The sequence below is a fragment of the Streptomyces sp. NPDC027962 genome, from assembly GCF_055566095.1.
On sequence record NZ_JBVHTA010000021.1, the window covers coordinates 98,783 to 120,787 of the forward strand.

A 22,005-nucleotide genomic window follows, 5' to 3' on the forward strand; every position below is an offset into this window, starting at 1 on the left:
GTGCCGCTCGGGCGCGAAGCTGCCGTGTGGGGGGCCGGGGCGGCAGCCCCGAGGTCCCGTCGGGATTCAGGAAAGGGGTGGGTGGGGGGAAATCAACCCCCACCCACCCCAGCGTCTCAGATGACCGACGGCGACGACTCGGGGGCGCTGCTCGTGACGGATGCCTCGCTGGACTCACTCGCTGAAGCGCTGCCTTCCGGGCCATCGGTCCCGGGAGGGGAGGAGGACGGACTCGTGGGCGGGCTCGGCGGCGTCGGGTCCGGGCTTGAGGACGACGGTGACGAAGAGGTCGAGGGGGACTTCGACGGTGTCGGCCGCGTCGGCGGCTTCGGCGGCTCCGAGTCCGACGGACTCCCCGGCCTCGACGAGCTCGGCGCCGGCCGTACCCCCGGCTTCGCCGGGTTGTCCGTCGAGGAACGGGGCGCGCCCGGTGTCGTCGGCGCCTTCTGCTTCTCGTCGTCGTCCTTGTCCTGGACCGGGTCGGCCGTCGTGTCGGCCGCCGGATCGTCGAAGGTCCACTCGTCGCCGGCGTCGTCCTCGTTCGCGGGCTGCCCGTTGCGCAGGTTGTCGTCGGCCGGCTCCTCCTGATCGGAGGTCATGCCGAGCGTGACGACCGTGCCCAGGACCGCGGCGAGCAGCGCGCCCGCGCCCGCGGCGACGAGGTTGCGGCGGGCACCGCCGAGGAGGTTGCGGCGGGCACTGCCGAGGAGGTTGCGGCGGGCACTGCCGAGGAGGGCCGCACGGCGGCCCGCCGGGCGGGCGGGGGCGTCCGGCGAGGGCTCCTGCCCTCCCGCCACCGTGGCGGCGGTGGACGCCGATTCCGGGGAACCGCTCCGCAGCAGCTGCTTCGTCAGCGGCAGCGCCGGTACGCCCTTCGGCGGCGACACCGGTCCCGCTTCCACCACGGGGGCGACCACGCCGGACTCGCGGTCGGTGACGAGGGCGAGGGCACGGCGTCCGGCGACCGTGCCGTTCTTGTCGGCGAGGGCGCCGCGCATGCCGATCGACGCCTCGAGCTCGGCGCGGGCCCGCTCCAGGCTTCCGGTGCAGAGGGCCAGGACGCCCAACTCGTGGTGGAAGTACGCCTCTTCCGCGACCTCGCCCGAGATCCGGGCCGCCTCGGATCCGACGCGCAGGGCGCGCTCCCAGGCCGTCCACCGGCGGCCGGCCGCGAAGGCGGGGGCGGCGCTGCGGGCGAGCAGGACCGCGGTGCTGGCGTGTCCGGCCTCGCGGCCCGGCACGAGGGCGCTGAGCGCGGCGAGCACAGCGTCCGATTCCGCCACGGCCCGTTCGGGCGTGACGGACGGGTGCCCGGCCCACCATGTGTAGTGCTGCGCGGCGGTGTGGGCACGGCCGACGGCGTCCTCGTCATAGCCCTTCTCGCGGAGCTGCGCGAGCACACCGGGCGCCAGCCGGTAGCGCGGGCCGGCCGGGGAGAGCAGCCCGCAGCCCATCAGTTCGCCGAGCGAGGCGTCGGCGTGGGTGTCGCCGACGAGGGCGGGCAGGTGCGCCTGGTTCGGGACCTCGCCGCCGAGAGCGACGGCGAAGCGCAGGGTCTGGCGGGCGGAGTCGCTGAGCCGGGAGGCGAGCAGAGATGCGGGCGCGGCCCCCTCCCCCAGCGTCGGCAGGGGTACGTCCTTGCCGCCCGCCGCCGCGAAGGGCGCGAACTCCTCGAAGGCCTCCGGGTCCGCGCGGAGCTCGTCGCACTGGCGCAGCAGAGCGGCCGCCTGGACGAAGCGCAGCGGCAGGCCCTCGGACTCGAACCAGAGATCTCCCGCCCAGTTGGTCTCCTCCTCGGTCAGCGGCCGCTCGACGGTCTGCTGGAGCAGATCGAGCGCGGCGGCGCGACCGAGGCCGCCGAGGAAGACCTCTTCGAGGTGGGAGTCGGCGGTGGGCGCGGCGATGTCCGGGGTGGCGGCGACGAGGAAGGCGCATTCGGGTGCGGCGTCGAGCAGCTCGTCGAGGGACGCACCGCCGAATTCGAGGTCGTCGAGGACGACGATGGCTCCGATGTCGCGGACGAATCCGGCGAGGGCGTTCCGGTCGGGCCGGTGGCCGGGAGCGTCGTAGACGACCGTGAACAGCTCCTGGAGCAGCTCCGCGGGCGTACGGAGGTGGCCGTTGAGGCGTATGACACCGTCGGGTGCGAAGTCGCCGCACTCCGCGGCAACGGCATCGAGCAGCGCGCTGCGGCCCGAGCCGGCGGAGCCGGTGAGCCGGACGGAGCGTCCGCGGCCGAGGAGCCGTACCAGCCGTTCACGTTCCTCGTCGCGTTCCAGCAACGGAGGCCGGGGCGCGGCGGGGCCGGGAGGTACGGGCGGCTGCGCGGCGCGCTGGAGCTCGATGCGCTCCGCGGCGCTGCGCCGGGCCGGGCGGCCGGGTTGCTGTCCGGGCGGGCAGGCTTCGATCTCGCTGCCGTCGACGGGGTTGACGGTGAGCAGGAGGTCGCCGGAGACGAGCCGGACCGTGCGCGCGGGCGAGGGCGTGGACGGCCCGAAGTCCGCCGATATGGCGTCGCGCGGCGGTCGCGCCTTTCCGGCGGCGGCCTCGCCGAAAGTGTCGTTGTCCATGGTCTAAGCCCCCAGATACGGTTCGCTCGGCCTTGTCTCCGCCAAGATCACTGTCTCTTGGTGGCACAGCCGCGTGAGGTGCCCTCCCGGCCTTCCCGCACGCCCTGTCGCCTCGGTCCGGAGCCCACCTCACGGGTCCGTCGAAAGGGCAGGCGATCGAACCCTAGACGCTCGCCCCGCATCGCGAAACCTGCGGGGTGCCGCCCGTCCCTCACGTCACGGTCTCGGAAGGATTGCGCCGCTCGCCCCGTTCGTGCACGGGTCGTACCCGACGGGACGATTCACCGCTGCTGCGCGCGGCCGCGGACACAGACATCCGTGCATCAGGGCCACATCCGTGCAAGACGGCCACGGACACCGCTGCGTCACACGCGCGGAAGCGATTCCGCGGCGAGGCCTCCCTCGATGGCGAGGATGCGGTGCAGCCGGGTGGCCACGAGCAGTCGCTGCATCTGCGGCGGCACGCCGCGGAGCACCAGCCGGCGCCCGCATCTGCCGGCGCGTCGGTGTGCGCCCATGATGACCCCGAGCCCGGTGGCGTCCCAGGAGTCGAGGTGGGTCAGGTCGAGCACCAGGTCGCCGACTCCGTCGTCGACGGCCGAGTGCAGGACCGTACGGGCGTCCGCCGCGCTGCGGACGTCGAGGCGGCCCCCGACGACCAGCTCGGCGTGGTCGCCCCTGATGTGCATATGCGCTCCCCGAGTGTGCTTACAGTGCCCCGTGCCGGCCCCGTATCGGCTGTGTGCGACTGACTGTTCTTCTCTGTCTTGCAACAACTGACTGCCGCGTAGGCGGAGCGGTTGCTACTTGTAAGCGAACCGATACCGAATTCACCCCGGTGGGTGATGCCGAACCGGTCGATAACGCCGGTGCCGACGTCAGTGCCTGTAGAAGCCTTGCCCGCTCTTGCGGCCGATGTCACCGGCGTCCACCATCCGGCGCATCAGCTCCGGCGGTGCGAACTTCTCGTCCTGGGACTCCGTGTAGATGTTGCTCGTGGCGTGCAGCAGGATGTCCACGCCCGTCAGGTCGGCGGTGGCGAGCGGCCCCATGGCGTGCCCGAAGCCGAGCTTGCAGGCGATGTCGATGTCCTCGGCGGTCGCGACACCCGACTCGTACAGCTTCGCCGCCTCGACGACGAGCGCGGAGATGAGACGGGTGGTGACGAAGCCGGCGACGTCGCGGTTGACGACGATGCAGGTCTTGCCGACCGACTCGGCGAACTCGCGTGCCGTGGCGAGGGTTTCGTCGCTCGTCTTGTAGCCGCGCACCAGCTCGCAGAGCTGCATCATCGGGACGGGCGAGAAGAAGTGCGTGCCGACGACACGTTCCGGACGCTCCGTCACGGCCGCGATCTTGGTGATCGGGATGGCGGAGGTGTTGGAGGCGAGGACGGCGTCGTCCCGTACGAGCTTGTCGAGCGTACGGAAGATCTCGTGCTTGACCTCGAGCTTCTCGAAGACCGCCTCGACGACGATGTCGGCGTCGGCGACGGCGTCCAGGTCGGTCGTGGTGGTGAGGCGCGCCAACGCGGCGTCGGCGTCGGCCGCTTCGAGTTTCCCCTTGGAGACGAACTTGTCGTAGGACGCCTTGATGCCGTCCGTGCCGCGGGTCAGAGCCTCGTCGGTGACGTCACGCAGGACGACGTCCCAGCCCGCCTGGGCCGAGACCTGCGCGATTCCGGACCCCATGAGTCCGGCCCCGATGACAGCGAGCTTCCTGGCCACTGCGGCACTCCTTAACGACTGTCCTTAACGACTCTTTACATGTGCGCTCTCTGGCGGAGATTAGCGTCCGTGAGGTGCCTCTGTGACCCTGAAGAGATGCGCGTCACGTCTCAGATGACGGACATCACACCGGGACGGCCCCTCAGCCGTCTCGGACCGCATAGGTGAGCGCCTTCTCCCCCGGCAGGTCCCTCCATCTCGTCGGTGAGATCGAGGGCTTCGCGCGGCACTTCCCCCGGTTTGCACTGCTTGACCACTTCCCTACCGAACCATCCCATGACCGTGCTGCGCTCCAGGAGAGTTGACCGGCCACCAGGTCCGGCAGCATGTCGACCTCCGCGGCGCACCCCTCTGGAGTTCGGACCGGCGATCAACGCGCTCGCCATGCCACCGATGCTGCTGTCCGGTCCGATGCTGCCGGTGGCCATCGCACCGCGATGGCTCGACGCGCTCTCGCGCCTGGTGCCGTTCCGCTGTCCGGTGGACGCGGTACGGGACGCGTACATCGGCGGGTACCCCACCACCACGATGCTGTACGGCGTGCTCGTCGCCGTCGGGTTCGCGGCGCCGGCCGTGACGGTCGGCACACGTGTCCTCCGCAGGGCCGGCGCTTAACTACGCTGGCAGCATGGTCAATCTGACGCGTATCTACACCCGTACCGGCGACCAGGGCACCACCGCTCTCGGTGACATGAGCCGGACCGCCAAGACCGATCTGCGCATCTCCGCGTACGCCGACGCCAACGAGGCCAATGCCGTCATCGGTACGGCCATCGCCCTGGGGCAGCTCGACGAGGCCGTGGTGAAGGTCCTCGTCCGCGTGCAGAACGACCTGTTCGACGTGGGCGCGGACCTGTCGACGCCGGTGGTCGAGAACCCGAAGTACCCGCCGCTGCGGGTGGAGCAGTCGTACATCGACAAGCTGGAGTCCGACTGCGACCACTTTCTGGAGCAGTTGGAGAAGCTGCGCAGCTTCATCCTTCCGGGCGGTACGCCGGGGGCCGCGCTGCTGCACCAGGCCTGCACGGTCGTGCGGCGGGCGGAGCGCTCGACCTGGGCGGCCATGGAGGTGCACGGCGAGACGATGAACACGCTGACGGCGACGTATCTGAACCGCCTCTCCGACCTCCTGTTCATTCTGGCCAGGGTGGCGAACAAGGAGGTCGGAGACGTGCTGTGGGTGCCGGGCGGGGAGCGCTAACGCTCCGCGCGGACCGGTTCCGGTTCCGGCTCCTCCGCCGGACCCTTCTTCGGCCAGATCGCGTACGAGAGCGCGATCAGGCCGTGGATGCCGGCGGCGCGCCAGGCGGCGTACATCCAGCTCCGCAGCGAAGCGGTCTGCCCGTCGTCGCCGACATACCAGATCGCGATCTGCAGCAGTGCTGTGGCGACGGCCGCCGCCCCCAGAGTGCCCAGCCAGATCTTGGCCTCGTGCCCCGCGCGGGCCATGCCGTGGCGCGGCGGCTTCGGCGGGGGCGGGGCGCCGCCGAAACGGTGCGCGGCATGGCCGTCCAGCCACTTGACGGTGCGATGGCCGTGGCCGACCGTGTAGCCGATGTAGACGGCGGCCAGGCCGTGCTTCCAGCTCGGATCCGCGCCGTTCTTGAGGTCGATCGCGGTGGCGACGAGCAGCACGACCTCCAGCAGTGGTTCGCACAGCAGCAGCGCTGCGCCGGTCCTCGGCATCTTCAGCAGGTAGCGGACGGCGAGGCCCGCGGCGAGCAGCACCCAGAAACCGATCTCGCAGATCACGATCAGCGCGACGATCACGACTGTTCTCCCTTCGTACGGTTCCAGCGTGTCGGCCCCCGGGGGCCGAATCGTCGTCGCCGGTGACGAACCGGCACTGCATCCTTCGATGTAGTGCAGCCTCGTCGGACGACCGCACAGCGCAGGTGTGGAACGAGGTGCGGGCGGATCTCGCCCACCCACACCGTCCCGAAAGCTCAGCGCACCGGCCGCCGAGTCGCGTTGGGTGTGGACTGGGGGCTGAACACGCTGCTCGGCGTGGGCGCCGCCCGCCTCCACCACGAGGGGCGCATCACCGCCCTTGATCCCCGGACGGAGTCCGGGGGAGGGTGTACTGATCGTCGTCACAGACGCTCATCCCGTACGCGGAGGCACTCGGGCCGCGGCGCCGTGTTTGATGGACGGGTGACCTTCCCCCGCCCCCACCGCGACGACGTCCTCGCGGCGGTCGCCGGTCTGCTCGGCGGCCTGCTGCTGTACGGGCTGGGGCTGCACAGCCAGGGCCCCGACCACGCACTGCTGCCGACTCCGGTGACGCTGGTGCCGCTCGTGGTGACGGCGTTCCTGGAACTGCTCCGGCGGACCATGCCGCGCACCGCGCTGCTCGTCGGCACGGTTGCCGTGATCGCCGACCAGCTCACCCGCGGCAGCATCGCGACGGTGCTGATGTTCGCGGACCTCGTGTACGCGGCCGTGGTCTACGGCACGCCCGCCTCCGCCCGGCGTATCCCGGTGACCACCGGGATGATCACCATCGGGGTGACGATCGGGTTCCTGGCCTGGTTCCGGGATCCGATCGCGCTGCTGATCGGGGTGGTCACCGCACTCGTCGCGTTCTTCCCCGCCACCACCGGCGCCATCGTGCGCAACCACCGCGAGGCGGCGATCGCGGCCAGGCTGCGTGCTGAGCAGACCGCGCTGCTTGCGGAGATGGACCGCACCCAGGCCATCGCGGCCGAGCGTGCCCGGATGGCCCGTGAGCTGCACGACATGGTCGCCAATCACCTCTCGGCGATCGCGATCCACTCGACGGCCGCGATCTCCCTCGACGACGCAGCGACCACGAAGCAGGCGCTGACGGTGATCCGCGAGAACAGCGTGGAAGGCCTCGCGGAGATGCGCCGGCTGATCGGGCTGCTGCGCGACAGCAGCGGCGACACGGAGCCTGCGGCGGCCCCGGCACTGGCGGGTCTGGACGTGCTGGTGGCGCAGGCCCGGACGAACGGCGCGGCGAGCGGGCTGACGTTCACCCTCGACGACGCGCGTGACGACGACTGCCGGCTGCCCGCGCCCGTGGAACTCGCCGCCTACCGCATCATGCAGGAATCGCTCACCAACGCGATCAAGCACGCGGAGCCGGGCGAGGTGCGGATCGAGGTGTCCGGCGGGGTGGGCGGGGCGCTGCGGGTGACGGTGACCAGCCCGTTCGGCCGGCGTCCCGGTCCGCGCGCCCCGGGCTCCGGCGCCGGGCTGGTGGGGATGCAGGAGCGGGTGGCGCTGCTGGACGGGTCGTTCGCGGCCGGCCCGGCCGCGGGCCCGCCGGGCGGGCCCGAGAAGATCTGGTGCGTACGGGCGGCGCTGCCCGTGGTGAACGACAAGGAGCCCTCGGCATGACGGTGCACTCGGATGCCGCGCAGGACACCCCGCACACCCCCCGGATCCGGATCCTGGTCGCGGAGGACCAGAGCGCGGTACGGGCGGGCCTGGTGCTGATCCTCGCCAGCGCCCCCGAGATCGAGGTGGTCGGGGAGGCCGGGGACGGCGAGGAAGCGGTCCGGCTGGCCCGCGAACTGCGTCCGGATCTGGTGCTGATGGACGTGCAGATGCCGCGGCTGGACGGCGTCTCCGCCACCCGTCAGGTGGTGGCGGAAGGCCTCGCGGATGTGCTGGTGCTGACCACGTTCGACCTGGACGAGTACGTTTTCGGAGCACTGCGGGCGGGGGCCTCGGGCTTTCTGCTGAAGAACACGGACGCCCACGACCTGCTGCGAGCGGTGCGCACGGTGGCACGCGGGGAGGGGCTGATCGCTCCGGCCGTCACACGACGGCTGATCGCGGAGTTCGCGGCGCCCAGGCCCGTACGGTCTCCGGACGCGCCGGATCCGGCGGTCCTCGAGGTCCTCACGAGGCGTGAGCGCGAGGTTCTCTCGTGCCTCGGGGAGGGACTGTCGAACGCGGAGGTCGCGCAGCGGCTGTCGATGGCGGAGGCGACGGTGAAGACGCACGTCAGCCGGTTGCTGGGGAAGCTGGAGCTGCGCAGCAGGGTGCAAGCGGCGGTCCTGGCGCAGGAGTTGGGCATCTGACGCCCCAGCGGACACCAGGGGACAGCTTTGGTCTGGACCTATTGACGATTGGTCCAGACCACCCTAATCTCCCGAGCACGCTGCGGTGAGCCCCGCAGCGCGCCAGTGCACGGACCACCCCTGACATGTCCGCACTCACCTCGAGGAGCATCGTTGAGCACCCAAGCGCAACGAACCCCCCGCACGAGAACCCGATTCAGATCCAGAGCCACCGCGGGCCTGACCGCGCTGCTGCTCCCCCTCGCCGCCATGGTGGGCCTCGCCTCGCCCGCCCAGGCGGCCACCTCCGCCACCGCCACCTATGCCAAGACCCAGGACTGGGGTTCGGGCTTCGAGGGCAAGTGGACGGTGAAGAACACCGGCACCACGACGATCAACTCCTGGACCGTCGAGTGGGACTTCCCCTCCGGCACCCGCGTCACCTCGGCCTGGGACGCCACGGTCACCAGCTCAGGTGACCACTGGACCGCCAAGAACACCGGCTGGAACGGCACCCTCGCCCCCGGCGCCTCCGTCTCCTTCGGCTTCAACGGCAGCGGCCCCGGCTCGCCCTCCAGCTGCAAGCTCAACGGCGCCTCCTGCGACGGCGGCAGCGTCCCCGGGGACAACGCGCCATCCGCCCCCGGCACCCCCACCGCCTCCGACGTCACCGACACCTCGGTCAAGCTCACCTGGAGCGCGGCCGCCGACGACAACGGCGTCAAGAACTACGACGTCCTGCGCGACGGCGCCAAGGTGGCCACCGTCACCGGCACCACCTACACCAACACGGGCCTGACCGCCGGCACCGACTACTCGTACACGGTCCAGGCACGCGACACCGCCGACCAGACCGGCCCCGTCAGCGGCGCCGTGGCGGTCCGCACCACCGGCGGCGACACGGACCCCGGACCGGGACCGGGCGACAAGGTCAAGCTGGGCTACTTCACCGAATGGGGCGTCTACGGACGCAACTACCACGTGAAGAACCTGGTGACCTCCGGCTCCGCGTCGAAGATCACTCACATCAACTACGCCTTCGGCAACGTCAGCGGCGGCAAGTGCACCATCGGTGACGCCTACGCCGACTACGACAAGGCCTACACCGCCGACCAGAGCGTCGACGGCGTCGCCGACACCTGGGACCAGCCGCTGCGCGGCAACTTCAACCAGTTGCGCAAGCTCAAGGCGAAGTACCCGCACATCAAGGTGCTGTGGTCGTTCGGCGGCTGGACCTGGTCCGGCGGCTTCGGTCAGGCCGTGGCGAACCCCGCCGCCTTCGCCCAGTCCTGCTACGACCTGGTCGAGGACCCCCGCTGGGCCGATGTCTTCGACGGCATCGACCTCGACTGGGAGTACCCGAACGCCTGCGGTCTGAGCTGCGACACCAGCGGACCCGCGGCCTTCAAGAACATGATGCAGGCCATGCGCGCCGAGTTCGGCGCGAACAACCTGGTCACCGCGGCCGTCACGGCGGACGCCTCGTCCGGCGGCAAGATCGACGCTGCCGACTACGGCGGCGCCGCGCAGTACATCGACTGGTACAACGTGATGACGTACGACTTCTTCGGCGCCTGGGCCAAGAACGGTCCGACGGCCCCGCACTCCCCGCTCACCTCGTACTCGGGCATCCCGCAGGCCGGCTTCAACTCGGCCGAGGCGATCGCCAAGTTCAAGGCGAAGGGCGTGCCCTCGAAGAAGCTGCTGCTGGGCATCGGCTTCTACGGGCGCGGCTGGACCGGCGTGACCCAGTCCGCTCCGGGTGGCACGGCGACCGGCCCGGCGGCCGGCACGTACGAGCAGGGCATCGAGGACTACAAGGTCCTCAAGAACAGCTGCCCGGCCACCGGGACGATCGCGGGCACCGCGTACGCCCACTGCGGCACCAACTGGTGGAGCTACGACACCCCGGCGACCGTCACCTCCAAGATGGCGTGGGCGAACAACCAGGGACTCGGTGGCGCGTTCTTCTGGGAGTTCAGCGGTGACACCACGAACGGAGAGCTGGTCGGCGCGATCAACAGCGGCCTCGGATAGAGCACGGGCCCGCTGATACCGCACGCGCCCGCTGAGGACGAAGCCCGGGAGAGGTTCTCTCCCGGGCTTTGTCATGCACCGCTACGCGACATTGACTCGCTGGCCGGGTGGCGCCGCCTCCAGCCAGGCGAGGAAGCCGGTCAGCGCGTCCTCGCTCATCGCCAGCTCCAGGCGCGTCCCGCGGTGTGCGCAGCCGAGGACGACGGCGTCGGACAGGAGCGCCAGCTCCTCCTCGCCCTCGGGAGTGCGGCGGGCCAGCACCTCGATCGCGGAGCGCTCGAGCACACGGCGGGGCCGGGGCGCGTACGAGAAGATCCGGAACCACCCGATCCGGTCACCGCTGTAGCGGGCGACCCCGTACACCCAGCCCTTGCCGGACGCGTCCTGTCCCTCCGGGACGGCCCACCGGAGGCTGCAGTCGAAGGTCCCCCCGGAACGCTGGATCAGCCGTCTGCGCAGCCCGAAGACGAAGAGCCCGATCACCACCAGCCCCACGACGCAGCCGCTCACAAGCAGAGCGAGGAACATCTCCACCGACCTCCTCGCTTCGTCCCGTAACCGAATATCACATGCATCTGCATCGCCTCAGCCGCGGCACGGCCCGGAGGAGATCCGGGCCGGCCGCGGCTGAGGGACAAACCATTCGCGGGGTGCGGCTAGCGCACCGCCACCGCACGCAGCCGGACATCGGCGCGCCGCTCGGCGGCGGCGTCCGTCTCCGACTTGGCGCGCTCCAGCGCACGCTCGGCGCGCTGGACGTCGATCTCGTCCGCCAGCTCGGCGATCTCCGCCAGCAGCGACAGCTTGTTGTCCGCGAACGAGATGAATCCACCGTGCACAGCGGCGACGACGGTTGCACCCTCGCTCGTACGGACGGTCACCGGGCCCGATTCCAGCACACCGAGAAGCGGCTGGTGACCGGGCATGACGCCGATGTCGCCGGACGTGGTGCGCGCGACGACCAGGGTGGCCTCGCCGGACCAGACACTGCGGTCCGCGGCGACCAGCTCGACGTGCAGCTCAGCAGCCAAGGTGGGCTCCTCGGGTCACCACCCGGCGGTTCAGCCGGGTGTTGGGTCATAAGTCTAGTAGGGACCGGAGCGCCGAAACGCTCCGGCCCGCCCCGGGCCTCGCGGCCCGGGTCCCGGGGTCGTCCCCGGGGGATACAGCAAGCGGTGTGCCGAAGGGGGCGGGACGCGCCCGCCCCCGACGGCTGAGTCGGCCGACTCAGGAGACGCCGAGCTCCTTGGCATTGGCCTTGAGGTCCTCGATGCCACCGCACATGAAGAACGCCTGCTCGGGGAAGTGGTCGTACTCACCGTTGCAGATCGCGTTGAACGCGGCGATCGACTCGTCGAGCGGCACGTCCGAGCCGTCCACGCCGGTGAACTGCTTGGCGACGTGGGTGTTCTGGGACAGGAAGCGCTCCACGCGACGGGCACGGTGGACAACCAGCTTGTCCTCCTCGCCCAGCTCGTCGATACCGAGAATCGCGATGATGTCCTGGAGGTCCTTGTACTTCTGCAGGATCCCCTTGACACGCGTGGCGGTGTCGTAGTGCTCCTGCGTGATGTAGCGCGGGTCCAGGATCCTGGACGTGGAGTCCAGCGGGTCCACGGCCGGGTAGATGCCCTTCTCGGAGATCGGACGGGAGAGAACCGTCGTCGCGTCGAGGTGGGCGAAGGTGGTGGCCGGGGCCGGGTCGGTCAGGTCGTCCGCGGGGACGTAGATCGCCTGCATCGAGGTGATCGAGTGACCACGCGTCGAGGTGATGCGCTCCTGCAGCAGACCCATCTCGTCGGCCAGGTTCGGCTGGTAACCCACCGCGGACGGCATACGGCCGAGCAGGGTGGACACCTCAGAGCCGGCCTGGGTGTACCGGAAGATGTTGTCGATGAAGAAGAGCACGTCCTGCTTCTGGACATCGCGGAAGTACTCCGCCATGGTCAGACCGGCCAGGGCGACGCGCAGACGGGTGCCCGGGGGCTCGTCCATCTGACCGAAGACCAGCGCGGTCTTGTCGATGACGCCGGACTCCGACATCTCCTCGATGAGGTCGTTGCCCTCACGGGTACGCTCACCGACGCCCGCGAACACCGACACACCGTCGTGGTTGTTGGCGACGCGGTAGATCATCTCCTGGATCAGCACGGTCTTGCCGACACCGGCACCACCGAACAGACCGATCTTTCCACCCTTGACGTACGGGGTGAGCAGGTCGATGACCTTGACGCCGGTCTCGAACATCTCGGTCTTGGACTCGAGCTGGTCGAAGTTGGGCGCCTTGCGGTGAATGGGCCACCGCTCGCCGATGTTGGCGTTCTCCTCGGGAACGTTCAGCACCTCACCGAGGGTGTTGAACACCTTGCCCTTGGTGAAGTCGCCGACCGGGACGGTGATGCCGTCGCCGGTGTCGGTCACCGGGGCCTGGCGGACCAGACCGTCGGTGGGCTGCATCGAGATCGCGCGGACCAGGCCGTCACCCAGGTGCTGGGCAACCTCGAGGGTCAGCGTCTTGAGCGCGCCGTCCTCGGCCGGGTCGGCGACCTGGACGGTCAGCGCGTTGTAGATCTCCGGCATCGCGTCGACGGGGAACTCCACGTCGACGACCGGGCCGATGACCCGGGCGACGCGGCCCGTGGCTACGGCCGTCTCAACAGAGGTCGTCATTACTTGTCACTCCCCGCGGTCGCGTCGGCCAGGGCGCTGGCGCCACCGACGATCTCGCTGATTTCCTGGGTGATTTCGGCCTGGCGGGCCGCGTTGGCAAGCCGGGAGAGGCTCTTGATGAGCTCTCCGGCGTTGTCGGTCGCCGACTTCATCGCGCGGCGGGTGGCGGCGTGCTTGGAGGCAGCCGCCTGGAGCAGCGCGTTGTAGATCCGGCTCTCGACGTAGCGCGGCAGCAGGGCGTCGAGGACGTCCTCGGCCGACGGCTCGAAGTCGAACAGCGGAAGGATCTCGCCCTTCGTGTCCGTCTCCTGCTGAGCCTTCTCGAGGCTGAGGGGCAGCAGCCGGTTCTGCACCGGCGTCTGCGTCAGCATCGAGACGAACTCGGTGAAGACGATGTGGAGCTCGTCCACACCACCCTCGGCCGTGTCCTTCTCGATCGCCGCGATCAGCGGGGCCGCGACCTTCTTGGCGTCCGCATATGTCGGGTTGTCGGTGAAGCCGGTCCACGACTCCGTGACCTTGCGCTCACGGAAGCCGTAGTACGACACACCCTTGCGGCCGACGATGTAGGCGTCGACCTCCTTGCCCTCGCCGCGGAGCCGCTCGGTGAGCTGCTCCGCCGCCTTGAGGGCGTTGGCGGAGTATCCGCCGGCCAGACCACGGTCGCTCGTGATGAGCAGGATCGCGGCCCGGGTCGGGTTCTCCGCCTCGGTGGTCAGAGCGTGCTTCGTCGTCGACCCCGTCGCCACCGCGGTCACCGCACGGGTGAGCTCGGCCGCGTACGGCGTGGAGGCCGCCACCTGGCGCTGCGCCTTGACGATGCGCGAGGCGGCGATCATCTCCATCGCCTTGGTGATCTTCTTGGTCGCGGTGACGGATTTGATGCGACGCTTGTAGACCCGGAGCTGGGCTCCCATGAGTCAGGTCCCTTCCGTCGTCTACTTGGCGGTGCTGACCGGAGCGTCCTCGCCCAGAAGCTTGCCGTCCGAGGTCTCGAACTGCTTCTTGAACGCGGCGATGGCGTCAGCGACGGACTGGAGGGTGTCGTCCGACATCTTGCCGCCCTCGGCGATGCTGGTCAGAAGCTCCTTGCGCTCACGGCGCAGGTGCTCCAGCAGCTCGGACTCGAAGCGACGGATGTCGGCGACCGGGACGTCGTCCATCTTGCCGGTGGTACCGGCCCAGACGGAGACGACCTGCTCCTCGACGGGCATCGGCTGGTACTGGCCCTGCTTCAGCAGCTCCACCATCCGCTTGCCGCGCTCCATCTGCGCCTTCGAGGCCGCGTCCAGGTCGGAACCGAAGGCGGCGAACGCCTCCAGCTCGCGGTACTGGGCGAGGTCGACACGCAGACGGCCGGAGACCTGCTTCATGGCCTTGTGCTGGGCGGAACCACCCACACGGGAGACCGAGATACCGACGTTCAGGGCCGGACGCTGACCGGCGTTGAACAGGTCGGACTCCAGGAAGCACTGGCCGTCGGTGATGGAGATGACGTTGGTCGGGATGAACGCCGACACGTCGTTCGCCTTGGTCTCGACGATCGGCAGACCCGTCATCGAACCGGCGCCCATGTCGTCGGAGAGCTTGGCGCAGCGCTCCAGCAGACGCGAGTGCAGGTAGAAGACGTCACCCGGGTAGGCCTCACGGCCCGGCGGGCGGCGCAGCAGCAGGGACACGGCGCGGTAGGCGTCGGCCTGCTTCGAGAGGTCGTCGAAGATGATGAGGACGTGCTTGCCGTCGTACATCCAGTGCTGGCCGATGGCCGAGCCGGTGTACGGGGCGAGGTACTTGAAGCCGGCCGGGTCGGACGCCGGGGCGGCGACGATCGTCGTGTACTCGAGCGCGCCGGCCTCTTCCAGGGCGCCGCGAACGGACGCGATGGTCGAGCCCTTCTGGCCGATGGCGACGTAGATGCAGCGGACCTGCTTCTTCGGGTCGCCGGAACGCCAGTTGTCGCGCTGGTTGATGATCGTGTCGACGGCCAGGGCGGTCTTGCCCGTCTGGCGGTCGCCGATGATCAGCTGACGCTGACCGCGGCCGATCGGCACCATCGCGTCGACGGCCTTGTAGCCGGTCTGCATGGGCTCGTGCACGGACTTACGGGCCATGACGCCCGGGGCCTGCAGTTCAAGGGCGCGGCGGCCCTCGGTCGCGATCTCGCCGAGGCCGTCGATCGGGTTGCCGAGCGGGTCGACGACGCGACCCAGGTAGCCCTCGCCGACACCGACCGAGAGGACCTCACCGGTGCGGGTGACCGGCTGACCCTCCTCGATGCCGTTGAACTCGCCGAGGACGATCGCACCGATCTCGCGCTCCTCGAGGTTGAGGGCGAGACCGAGGGTGCCGTCCTCGAACTTCAGCAGCTCGTTCGCCATGGCCGAGGGAAGACCCTCGACCTTCGCGATACCGTCGCCGGCCAGGCTGACCGTGCCGACCTCCTCGCGCGAGGCCGCGTCCGGCTGGTACGACTGGACAAAGTTCTCCAGCGCATCCCGGATCTCCTCCGGCCGGATCGTGAGCTCCGCCATCTGGGTTCCCTGCTCTCCTTGTTGGGCCCGAAGTTTCTTTGGGGGTCTGGGGGCCGACCCCCAGGAATCTTCTGCAATCTCTGCACGACCCAACCGGGCCGCTGGTCTTGCGAATTCAGTTGTGCCGGGCGTTGTCAGCCGGCGATGCGCCGCTGCGCCTCGTCGAGACGCTCCGCGATCGTGCCGTTGATGATCTCGTCACCGACCCGCACCGAGATCCCGCCGAGGACCGTGGGGTCCACTTCGAGATTGAGGTGCATGTCACGGCCGTACATCCGCGCCAGACCGGCGCCGAGACGCTGCTTCTGCGCCTCGGTCAGCGGCACCGCGGAGGTGACGACGGCGACCATCCGGTCCCGGCGCGCCGCGGCGAGCTTGGACAGGGACTCGAGTCCCGCCTCCAGGCTACGTCCACGCGGATGCGTGACGAGACGGACGACCAGACGCTCGGTGACCGGCTCGGCCTTGCCGCCGAGCAGACCGCCCAGCAGCTCGCCCTTGGCGGACGCCGTGGCCGACCGGTTGGTCAGCGCCGACCGGAGCTCGGTGCTGGACGACAGGATCCGGCCGAACCGGAACAGCTCGTCCTCGACGTTGTCGAGCACACCGGCCTTCTGCGCGGCGGCGAGCTCTGCGGTGTTCGCCAGTTCCTCGATCGAGTCAACCAGGTCGCGCGACTGCGACCAGCGGGACCGGACCATGCCCTTGACCAGGTCGGCGGTCTCCCCGCCGACCTGACCACCGAGGATGCGCCCGGCCAGCTCGGCCTTGGCCTCGCCGCCCTGCGCCGGGTCGGTCAGGACCCGACGCAGCGACACCTCACGGTCGAGCAGCGCGGTGACGGCGGCCAGCTCGCCGGCGAGCTTCGCCGCGTCGACCGACGTGTTGTCGATCAGCGCGTCGAGCGACTCGTGCGCGGCGGCCAGCGCCTCGCGGCTGGCTCCGTTCATCGGGTGGCCTCGGCCTTCGAAGCGCCGTCCTCGAGCGAGTCGAGGAAGCGGTCAATGGTGCGGCTCTGCCGGGCGCTGTCCTCGAGGGACTCGCCGACGAGCTTGCCGGCCAGGTCGGTGGCGAGCTTGCCCACGTCCTGACGCAGCGCCGCGGCCGCGGCCTTGCGGTCGGCCTCGATCTGGGCGTGGCCGGCCGCGATGATCTCCTCACGCTGCCGCTGGCCTTCCGCCTTCATCTCCTGGATGATCGCGGTGCCCTGCTCGGTGGCCTCCTGGCGCAGCCGAGCGGCCTCGTGGCGGGCCTCGGCGAGCTGCGCCTTGTACTGCTCAAGGACGCTCTCGGCCTCGATCTTGGCCGCATCGGCCTTCTCGATGCCGCCTTCGATGGCCTCACGACGCTCTTCCAGAACCTTGTTGATGTTCGGGAGGAGCTTCTTCGCGAGGAAGAAGAAGACGATAGCGAAGGCGATCAGGCCGATGACGAGCTCGTCGAGGTGCGGAACGAGCGGGTTCTGCTCCTCCACAGCCGCGAGCTGCTGAACCAGAGGGTTCACATCAGTGCCTTCCGTAATGGGGTTGGGCTGTCGTCCGACGATTACTGGCGGAAGACGAAGCCCATGACGATGCCGATGAGGGCAAGCGCCTCACAGAAGGCGAAACCCATGATCTGGTTGGTACGGATCAGGCCTGCCGCCTCGGGCTGACGGGCGAGGGCCTGGGTGCCGTTACCGAAGATGATGCCGACGCCGACGCCGGGGCCGATCGCGGCAAGGCCGTAACCGATGGAGCCGAGGTTGCCGGTGACGGCGGCAAGGGTCTGGGACATGCCAGTTCTTCCTTCTCTTTCACGGACCGGTGGGGGTTGGCCACCGGACGTCTGTTGGTCAGGGTGTCGGGTCGCTCAGTGGCTCTTGGCGAGCGCGCCCTGGAGGTAGCTGCAGGCCAGGAGCACGAAGACGTATGCCTGAACAGCCTGGATGAAGAGCTCGAAAGCGGTCATGGCGATGACCATCACGAACGAGGTACCGGCGTAGATGATGCCGATGCCGTTCAGCAGGTACCAGGTGGCGAGGGTGAACATCACCAGCAGCATGTGACCCGCGAACATGTTCGCGAAGAGCCGGACCGCGTGGGTGAACGGCCGGATGAGCAGGTTGGAGAAGAAGTCGATGAACGCGACGAGCCACTTGACCGGGCCCAGCGAGTTGTCGTAACCCGTGATGTTCTTCCAGCCGCCGACGAACCCGTGCGTCTTGAAGGTCAGGCCGACCCAGAGCACGTAGACCAGGATCGCCATGCCGGCCGGGTACGCGATGATCGACGTGACCGGGAACTGCGCGAGCGGGATCACGGACCAGAGGTTCATGATCCAGATGAAGAAGAACAGGGAGACCATCAGCGGGACGTACTTCTCGCCGTCCTTCTTGCCCATGATCTCGTAGACGATCCCGCGGCGGACGAAGTCGTAACCGGCTTCGCCGACCATCTGGAGCTTGCCGGGGACCAGCTTCGGCTTGCTGAACGCCGCCCAGAAGAACCCGACGACGACAATCGTCGCGAGGAATGCCAGCAGCATGGGCTTGTTGAACTCGAAGCCGCCGACGGTGAAGATGGGCTTGAACAGGAAGGAATGGAGCCCGGGCGCCGGGAAGCCACAGTCCCTGAAGATCTGGCAGCTTGCGTCGAAGGCGAGCATCTGGGGGTCAGCACTCACCGCGGGCTCCTTCAGCGTGGCGCATAGGTACGGCAACCTCGTTGTGTCGGCGCGGCACGCGGCCGCGGTTCGGCACTGGACTGGTGTTTCGGATGTGGGGGCGGCTGTCAGGCGTTGAGCCTCGCGATGGAACAGGCGTCAGCTCAGATGCCCGCGCCCGCAGTGCCGCAGTTGGCACCGGACGATAGCAGGAAGGCGTACGGCCATTTATCCCGCCCCTACCCCTCACGCCGCCGGGCCCGTCTTCACGGGGGTGTCACCCTTGGCGGACTCGGGATCAACGTAGAGGATCTTCGACTTCATGTAGGCACGTGCCTGCGCGGTGACCCAGACGATGGTCGCCGCGAGGAGCGTGAAGGCGAAGGCCTTGGCGTCGAACAGCGTGGTGTCCGCGAACGCCATCATGAAGACGAGAAGCAACAGCAGCTGCGCCGTGTAGAGCATCAGCCCCATCGCCTGGAACAGGTGCGGAAAGCTCTTCGCCGTCCGCTGGAGCACCAGCATGCCCATCCCCATGAAGAGGATCACCACCAGGGTGCCGACAGCGGCGCCGAGCGCTCCCTTTCCACCGGCGACCACACCACTGATCACAGCGGCGATCGCGCCGGCAGCAGCGGTGGGTACGGCGGCGAGGAGAAGAGTGCGTGCGTCGTTGGACGGCATGGCGGCAGCTCCGCTTGATGGTGGGGGCAGTGGTGTCGTCATGGACGAGCGTAGGCCCGGTCCGAGATGTGTCTCGGGGCCAACGGACCGTCGCACTACGGTCCTTCGGCGCTGTCTCCGGGTCTCGTGAACGGTATCACAAACTATTTGATGAGGTCTTTACCCAGTGGTGTGCCAACTCTCACACATGAGAGTGAACGCGCGCGTGTGTGCACGACAACCGGGCGCTATGTCTGCTAATGCACGATTTTCCCGTCGGCATCCGGCCGATTCGGTTCGGGAGCCCGCTTCCTTGCCACTCGGAAGCGGGCGCCGCCGGCGGCCGGCGTTGACGCCACTCGCTCAGCCCGCTCAGTCCCGTGTGTCGGCCTGGTGCCGGTCCGGGAAGCGCGAGCGGGGGCCGATGGCCGTGGCGCCGTTGACTCCGCTGACGCCCACCCCGACCGGCACACGGGGCTCGTCCTCGTAGTCGGGGGACGCCGCGTCGGACTGCCCGGGCGCGGGCGCCGCCTGCGCCCTGCGGCGGCGGCGTCGGTAGCGCGGCGGGACGAAGCGCTCCGCCCAGTCCGGGGTGCGCGGGCTGAAGCGCGGCAGCAGCAGCAGGACGAGGCCGACGGCGCTCAGGCCGGTGACGGCCAGCACGATCCACATCACCGAGTGGACCGAGTACGCGACGACACCGAACGCGATCAGCGCCGACCAGAAGTACATGATCAGAACGGCCCGGCTGTGCGAGTGCCCGATCTCCAGTAGCCGGTGGTGCAGATGACCACGGTCCGCGGCGAACGGCGACTGGCCCTTCCAGGTACGGCGGACGATCGCCAGCAGCAGGTCGGCGACCGGGATCGCAATGATCGTCAGCGGCAGCAGCAGCGGGATGAAGACCGGCAGCGCCGCGTGCGTGGCTTCGCGCGCACCGCCTTCCCAGATCTTGAGGGCGTCCATGTCGACCTGGCCCGTGACGGAGATCGCGGCCGCCGCAAGCACGAGCCCGATCAGCATCGAGCCGGAATCGCCCATGAAGATGCGGGCCGGGTGCATGTTGTGGGGCAGGAAGCCCAGGCACATGCCCATCAGGATCGCCGTGAACAGCGTCGCGGGGGACGCCGCCTCGATGCCGTAGCTGAACCAGATCCGGTACGCGTACAGGAAGAACGCCGCGGCGGCGATGCACACCATGCCGGCGGCGAGACCGTCCAGGCCGTCGACGAAGTTCACCGCGTTGATGGTGATGACGACCAGGGCGACGGTCAGCAGCGTGCCCTGCCAGCTGGTCAGCGAGACCGTGCCGACTCCGGGGACGGGGATCCACAGGATCGTCAGACCCTGTACGACCATCACACCCGCCGCGATCATCTGGCCGCCGAGTTTGATCAGCGCGTCGATCTCGAACTTGTCGTCCAGGACGCCGATGATCCAGATCAGGGCGGCCCCGGAGAGCAGCGCACGCGGCTCGTTGGACAGCTCGAAGACGCTGTTGAGGTTCTCCAGATGATCGGCGACCAGCAGCCCGGCGCACAGGCCGAAGAACATCGCGATGCCGCCGAGTCTCGGCGTCGGCTCGCGGTGCACGTCCCGTGCACGGATCTCTGGCATCGCCCCGGTGGCGATGGCGAATTTGCGCACCGGCCCGGTGAGCAGATAGGTCACCGCGGCCGTGACGCAGAGCGTCAGCAGGTAATCACGCACGGGCTGCCCCACAGGAATCGCTGGCCATCTCAGCCCCACACCTTAGCTGTGGTGGCCACATGCTTGAGGACACACCGCGGCCGGGGACGGTTGCGCGACCACACCACAGCACTGCGGCTACCCCGGAAGCGGCGGGAATCCCCCGACCAGTTCCTGCACCTGCCGGCGGATGTCCCGCGCCTGCTGCTCGTCGCGCAGCGCCGCCGTGAACAGGGACGCGATCCGGATCATCTCCGGGCGGCCCATGCCCTGGGTCGTGACGGCGGCGGTGCCCAGCCTGATGCCGCGGCCGTCCCCGTACGGCAGCGCGCATGTGTCCAGGACCATGCCCGCCGCGGCGAGGCGTCCGCGGGCCGTCCTGCCGTCGACGCCGAAACCGACCGGGTCCGCGCCGATGATGTGGGTGTCCGTGCCGCCCGTCACCACCGTGAACCCCTCGGCCGCGAGCGCCTCCGCCAGCGCCCGCGCATTGGCGACCACCTGATGGGCGTACGCGGTGAACGCCGGGGTCGCTGCCTCCCCGAAGGCGACGGCCTTGGCGGCGATCGTGTGCATCTGCGCGCCGCCCTGCGTGAACGGGAACACCGCGCGGTCGATCCGCCGGGCCAGCTCCGAGCCGCACAGGATCATCCCGCCGCGCGGGCCGCGCAGCACCTTGTGGGTGGTGGCGCAGACCACGTCCGCGAACGGAACGGGGTTCGGCGCGGCGCCGCCGGCGACCAGCCCGATGGGATGCGCGGCATCCGCGATCAGATAGGCGCCCACCTCGTCGGCGATGTCACGGAATTCCTCGTAGTCGAGGTGGCGGGGGTACGAGATCGACCCGCAGACGATCGCCTTGGGCCGGTGCTGACGGGCCAGGTGCCGCACCTGGTGATAGTCGATCAGACCGGTCTCGGCGTCCACGCCGTAGCCGACGAAGTCGAACCACCGTCCGGAGAAGTTCGCAGGCGAACCGTGCGTGAGGTGGCCGCCGTACGGAAGACCCATGGCGAGCACGGTGTCGCCGGGCCGCAGCAGCGCCGCGTATGCCGCGAGGACCGCGGAGGAGCCGGAGTGGGGCTGCACATTGGCGTGTTCGGCGCCGAACAGCGCGGTGGCGCGCTCGATCGCGATGCGCTCGGCGGCGTCGACGAGTTCGCAGCCGCCGTGGTGGCGGGCACCCGGATAGCCCTCCGCGTACTTGTTGGCGAGCGGCGAGCCGAGGGCGGCGAGGACCGCGGGCGAGGTGAAGTTCTCCGCGGCGATCAGCTGGAGCGAGCCGGCCTGCCGCTGGGCCTCGCCGAGAAGGATGTCCGCGATCTGCGGGTCCTGGCGGCGCAGCGCGTCGAGGAAGGGGGCGGGGGCGGGGTGGGTGGGCGCTTGCGCTGCCGGCGACTGCACGTGCTCTTCACGGGTGACGGACATGACGGCTCCGGGCCTT

The 22,005-nt window shown here is 69.5% G+C and carries 20 protein-coding genes and 1 pseudogene; 5 read left to right on the top strand and 16 right to left on the bottom strand.

The window, feature by feature from the left end:
* Positions 1–116 precede the first annotated feature (116 nt).
* The 3 genes from ACZ4SA_RS20780 to ACZ4SA_RS20790 form a co-directional block, all read right to left on the bottom strand.
* Entirely contained in the window at positions 117–2,570 is a 2,454-nt protein-coding gene (locus ACZ4SA_RS20780) for an ATP-binding protein (protein ID WP_468276537.1), read from the bottom strand.
* A 365-nt stretch (positions 2,571–2,935) separates the two neighbouring features.
* Positions 2,936–3,259 (bottom strand): STAS domain-containing protein, encoded by a 324-nt coding sequence (locus ACZ4SA_RS20785; RefSeq protein ID WP_177147608.1) that lies wholly within the window; start codon positions 3,257–3,259, stop codon positions 2,936–2,938.
* A 189-nt stretch (positions 3,260–3,448) separates the two neighbouring features.
* The gene (locus ACZ4SA_RS20790; protein ID WP_468276540.1) at positions 3,449–4,297 is read right to left on the bottom strand and encodes a 3-hydroxyacyl-CoA dehydrogenase family protein; all 849 of its coding nucleotides are present in this window, start codon (positions 4,295–4,297) and stop codon (positions 3,449–3,451) included.
* 342 nt (positions 4,298–4,639) lie between these two features.
* On the opposite strand from ACZ4SA_RS20790, the pseudogene ACZ4SA_RS20795 reads away from it, so the two are divergent.
* Together ACZ4SA_RS20795 and ACZ4SA_RS20800 are read left to right on the top strand one after the other, a co-directional pair.
* Positions 4,640–4,912: pseudogene (locus ACZ4SA_RS20795) on the top strand (ABC transporter permease); the annotation flags it as partial.
* A gap of 13 nt (positions 4,913–4,925) precedes the next feature.
* On the top strand, positions 4,926–5,498 hold the full coding sequence (locus ACZ4SA_RS20800; protein WP_468276542.1) for a cob(I)yrinic acid a,c-diamide adenosyltransferase: 573 nt from the start codon (positions 4,926–4,928) through the stop codon (positions 5,496–5,498).
* On the opposite strand, the gene ACZ4SA_RS20805 is transcribed toward ACZ4SA_RS20800, so the two are convergent.
* Complete coding sequence (locus ACZ4SA_RS20805) at positions 5,495–6,067, bottom strand: hypothetical protein (RefSeq protein WP_468276544.1); 573 nt, start codon at positions 6,065–6,067, stop codon at positions 5,495–5,497. The two genes, ACZ4SA_RS20800 and ACZ4SA_RS20805, sit on opposite strands and share 4 nt — an antisense overlap.
* 384 nt (positions 6,068–6,451) lie before the next feature.
* Here ACZ4SA_RS20805 and ACZ4SA_RS20810 point away from each other — a divergent pair, with 384 nt between their 5' ends.
* The 3 genes from ACZ4SA_RS20810 to ACZ4SA_RS20820 all read left to right on the top strand — a co-directional run bounded on the left by ACZ4SA_RS20810 (position 6,452) and on the right by ACZ4SA_RS20820 (position 10,365).
* On the top strand, positions 6,452–7,660 hold the full coding sequence (locus ACZ4SA_RS20810) for a sensor histidine kinase (protein ID WP_468276547.1): 1,209 nt from the start codon (positions 6,452–6,454) through the stop codon (positions 7,658–7,660).
* Positions 7,657–8,349 carry a response regulator gene (locus tag ACZ4SA_RS20815; RefSeq protein WP_468276549.1) on the top strand — a complete coding sequence of 231 codons (693 nt, stop codon included), beginning with the start codon at positions 7,657–7,659 and terminating at the stop codon, positions 8,347–8,349. Before ACZ4SA_RS20810 ends, ACZ4SA_RS20815 begins: the two co-directional genes overlap by 4 nt.
* A gap of 249 nt (positions 8,350–8,598) precedes the next feature.
* Positions 8,599–10,365: a glycosyl hydrolase family 18 protein gene (locus ACZ4SA_RS20820; RefSeq protein WP_468276612.1), complete on the top strand. Its 1,767-nt coding sequence runs from the start codon at positions 8,599–8,601 to the stop codon at positions 10,363–10,365.
* An 81-nt stretch (positions 10,366–10,446) separates the two neighbouring features.
* Here the strand turns inward: ACZ4SA_RS20820 and ACZ4SA_RS20825 are convergent, their stop codons facing one another.
* From ACZ4SA_RS20825 to ACZ4SA_RS20880, 12 genes are all read right to left on the bottom strand, one after another.
* Entirely contained in the window at positions 10,447–10,893 is a 447-nt protein-coding gene (locus ACZ4SA_RS20825) for a DUF2550 domain-containing protein (protein WP_468276552.1), read from the bottom strand.
* A gap of 128 nt (positions 10,894–11,021) precedes the next feature.
* Positions 11,022–11,396, bottom strand: a complete 375-nt coding sequence (locus ACZ4SA_RS20830; protein ID WP_468276555.1) for a F0F1 ATP synthase subunit epsilon — start codon at positions 11,394–11,396, stop codon at positions 11,022–11,024.
* A gap of 196 nt (positions 11,397–11,592) precedes the next feature.
* A complete protein-coding gene (gene atpD, locus ACZ4SA_RS20835; RefSeq protein ID WP_468276557.1) occupies positions 11,593–13,035 on the bottom strand; it encodes a F0F1 ATP synthase subunit beta in 1,443 nt (480 codons plus the stop codon).
* Positions 13,035–13,952, bottom strand: a complete 918-nt coding sequence (locus tag ACZ4SA_RS20840) for a F0F1 ATP synthase subunit gamma (protein ID WP_468276559.1) — start codon at positions 13,950–13,952, stop codon at positions 13,035–13,037. The genes atpD and ACZ4SA_RS20840 overlap by 1 nt, the downstream gene beginning before the upstream one ends.
* Positions 13,953–13,973: 21 nt before the next feature.
* Positions 13,974–15,566 carry a F0F1 ATP synthase subunit alpha gene (atpA, locus tag ACZ4SA_RS20845; protein WP_468276562.1) on the bottom strand — a complete coding sequence of 531 codons (1,593 nt, stop codon included), beginning with the start codon at positions 15,564–15,566 and terminating at the stop codon, positions 13,974–13,976.
* A 134-nt stretch (positions 15,567–15,700) separates the two neighbouring features.
* Positions 15,701–16,516, bottom strand: coding sequence for a F0F1 ATP synthase subunit delta (locus ACZ4SA_RS20850; RefSeq protein ID WP_468276565.1), 816 nt, complete (start codon positions 16,514–16,516; stop codon positions 15,701–15,703).
* Positions 16,513–17,070, bottom strand: a complete 558-nt coding sequence (locus ACZ4SA_RS20855; RefSeq protein ID WP_468276567.1) for a F0F1 ATP synthase subunit B — start codon at positions 17,068–17,070, stop codon at positions 16,513–16,515. Before ACZ4SA_RS20855 ends, ACZ4SA_RS20850 begins: the two co-directional genes overlap by 4 nt.
* Positions 17,071–17,111: 41 nt before the next feature.
* Positions 17,112–17,342 carry an ATP synthase F0 subunit C gene (gene atpE / locus ACZ4SA_RS20860; RefSeq protein ID WP_328396363.1) on the bottom strand — a complete coding sequence of 77 codons (231 nt, stop codon included), beginning with the start codon at positions 17,340–17,342 and terminating at the stop codon, positions 17,112–17,114.
* 75 nt (positions 17,343–17,417) lie between these two features.
* Positions 17,418–18,230 carry a F0F1 ATP synthase subunit A gene (gene atpB, locus ACZ4SA_RS20865; RefSeq protein ID WP_468276570.1) on the bottom strand — a complete coding sequence of 271 codons (813 nt, stop codon included), beginning with the start codon at positions 18,228–18,230 and terminating at the stop codon, positions 17,418–17,420.
* A gap of 225 nt (positions 18,231–18,455) precedes the next feature.
* Positions 18,456–18,893 carry a hypothetical protein gene (locus ACZ4SA_RS20870; protein ID WP_468276573.1) on the bottom strand — a complete coding sequence of 146 codons (438 nt, stop codon included), beginning with the start codon at positions 18,891–18,893 and terminating at the stop codon, positions 18,456–18,458.
* A gap of 351 nt (positions 18,894–19,244) precedes the next feature.
* Positions 19,245–20,582, bottom strand: coding sequence for an MraY family glycosyltransferase (locus ACZ4SA_RS20875; RefSeq protein WP_468276575.1), 1,338 nt, complete (start codon positions 20,580–20,582; stop codon positions 19,245–19,247).
* 117 nt (positions 20,583–20,699) lie between these two features.
* Positions 20,700–21,989: a serine hydroxymethyltransferase gene (locus ACZ4SA_RS20880; RefSeq protein ID WP_468276577.1), complete on the bottom strand. Its 1,290-nt coding sequence runs from the start codon at positions 21,987–21,989 to the stop codon at positions 20,700–20,702.
* Positions 21,990–22,005 lie beyond the last annotated feature (16 nt).

Bases quoted from the DNA above. Each gene is read 5' to 3' on its own strand.
- ACZ4SA_RS20780 (WP_468276537.1), bottom strand. From the start codon at position 2,570: ATGGACAACGACACTTTCGGCGAGGCCGCCGCCGGAAAGGCGCGACCG.
- ACZ4SA_RS20785 (WP_177147608.1), bottom strand. From the start codon at position 3,259: ATGCACATCAGGGGCGACCACGCCGAGCTGGTCGTCGGGGGCCGCCTC.
- ACZ4SA_RS20800 (WP_468276542.1), top strand. From the start codon at position 4,926: ATGGTCAATCTGACGCGTATCTACACCCGTACCGGCGACCAGGGCACC.
- ACZ4SA_RS20815 (WP_468276549.1), top strand. From the start codon at position 7,657: ATGACGGTGCACTCGGATGCCGCGCAGGACACCCCGCACACCCCCCGG.
- ACZ4SA_RS20820 (WP_468276612.1), top strand. From the start codon at position 8,599: ATGGTGGGCCTCGCCTCGCCCGCCCAGGCGGCCACCTCCGCCACCGCC.
- ACZ4SA_RS20825 (WP_468276552.1), bottom strand. From the start codon at position 10,893: ATGTTCCTCGCTCTGCTTGTGAGCGGCTGCGTCGTGGGGCTGGTGGTG.
- atpD (WP_468276557.1), bottom strand. From the start codon at position 13,035: ATGACGACCTCTGTTGAGACGGCCGTAGCCACGGGCCGCGTCGCCCGG.
- ACZ4SA_RS20840 (WP_468276559.1), bottom strand. From the start codon at position 13,952: ATGGGAGCCCAGCTCCGGGTCTACAAGCGTCGCATCAAATCCGTCACC.
- atpA (WP_468276562.1), bottom strand. From the start codon at position 15,566: ATGGCGGAGCTCACGATCCGGCCGGAGGAGATCCGGGATGCGCTGGAG.
- ACZ4SA_RS20850 (WP_468276565.1), bottom strand. From the start codon at position 16,516: ATGAACGGAGCCAGCCGCGAGGCGCTGGCCGCCGCGCACGAGTCGCTC.
- atpE (WP_328396363.1), bottom strand. From the start codon at position 17,342: ATGTCCCAGACCCTTGCCGCCGTCACCGGCAACCTCGGCTCCATCGGT.
- ACZ4SA_RS20870 (WP_468276573.1), bottom strand. From the start codon at position 18,893: ATGCCGTCCAACGACGCACGCACTCTTCTCCTCGCCGCCGTACCCACC.
- ACZ4SA_RS20880 (WP_468276577.1), bottom strand. From the start codon at position 21,989: ATGTCCGTCACCCGTGAAGAGCACGTGCAGTCGCCGGCAGCGCAAGCG.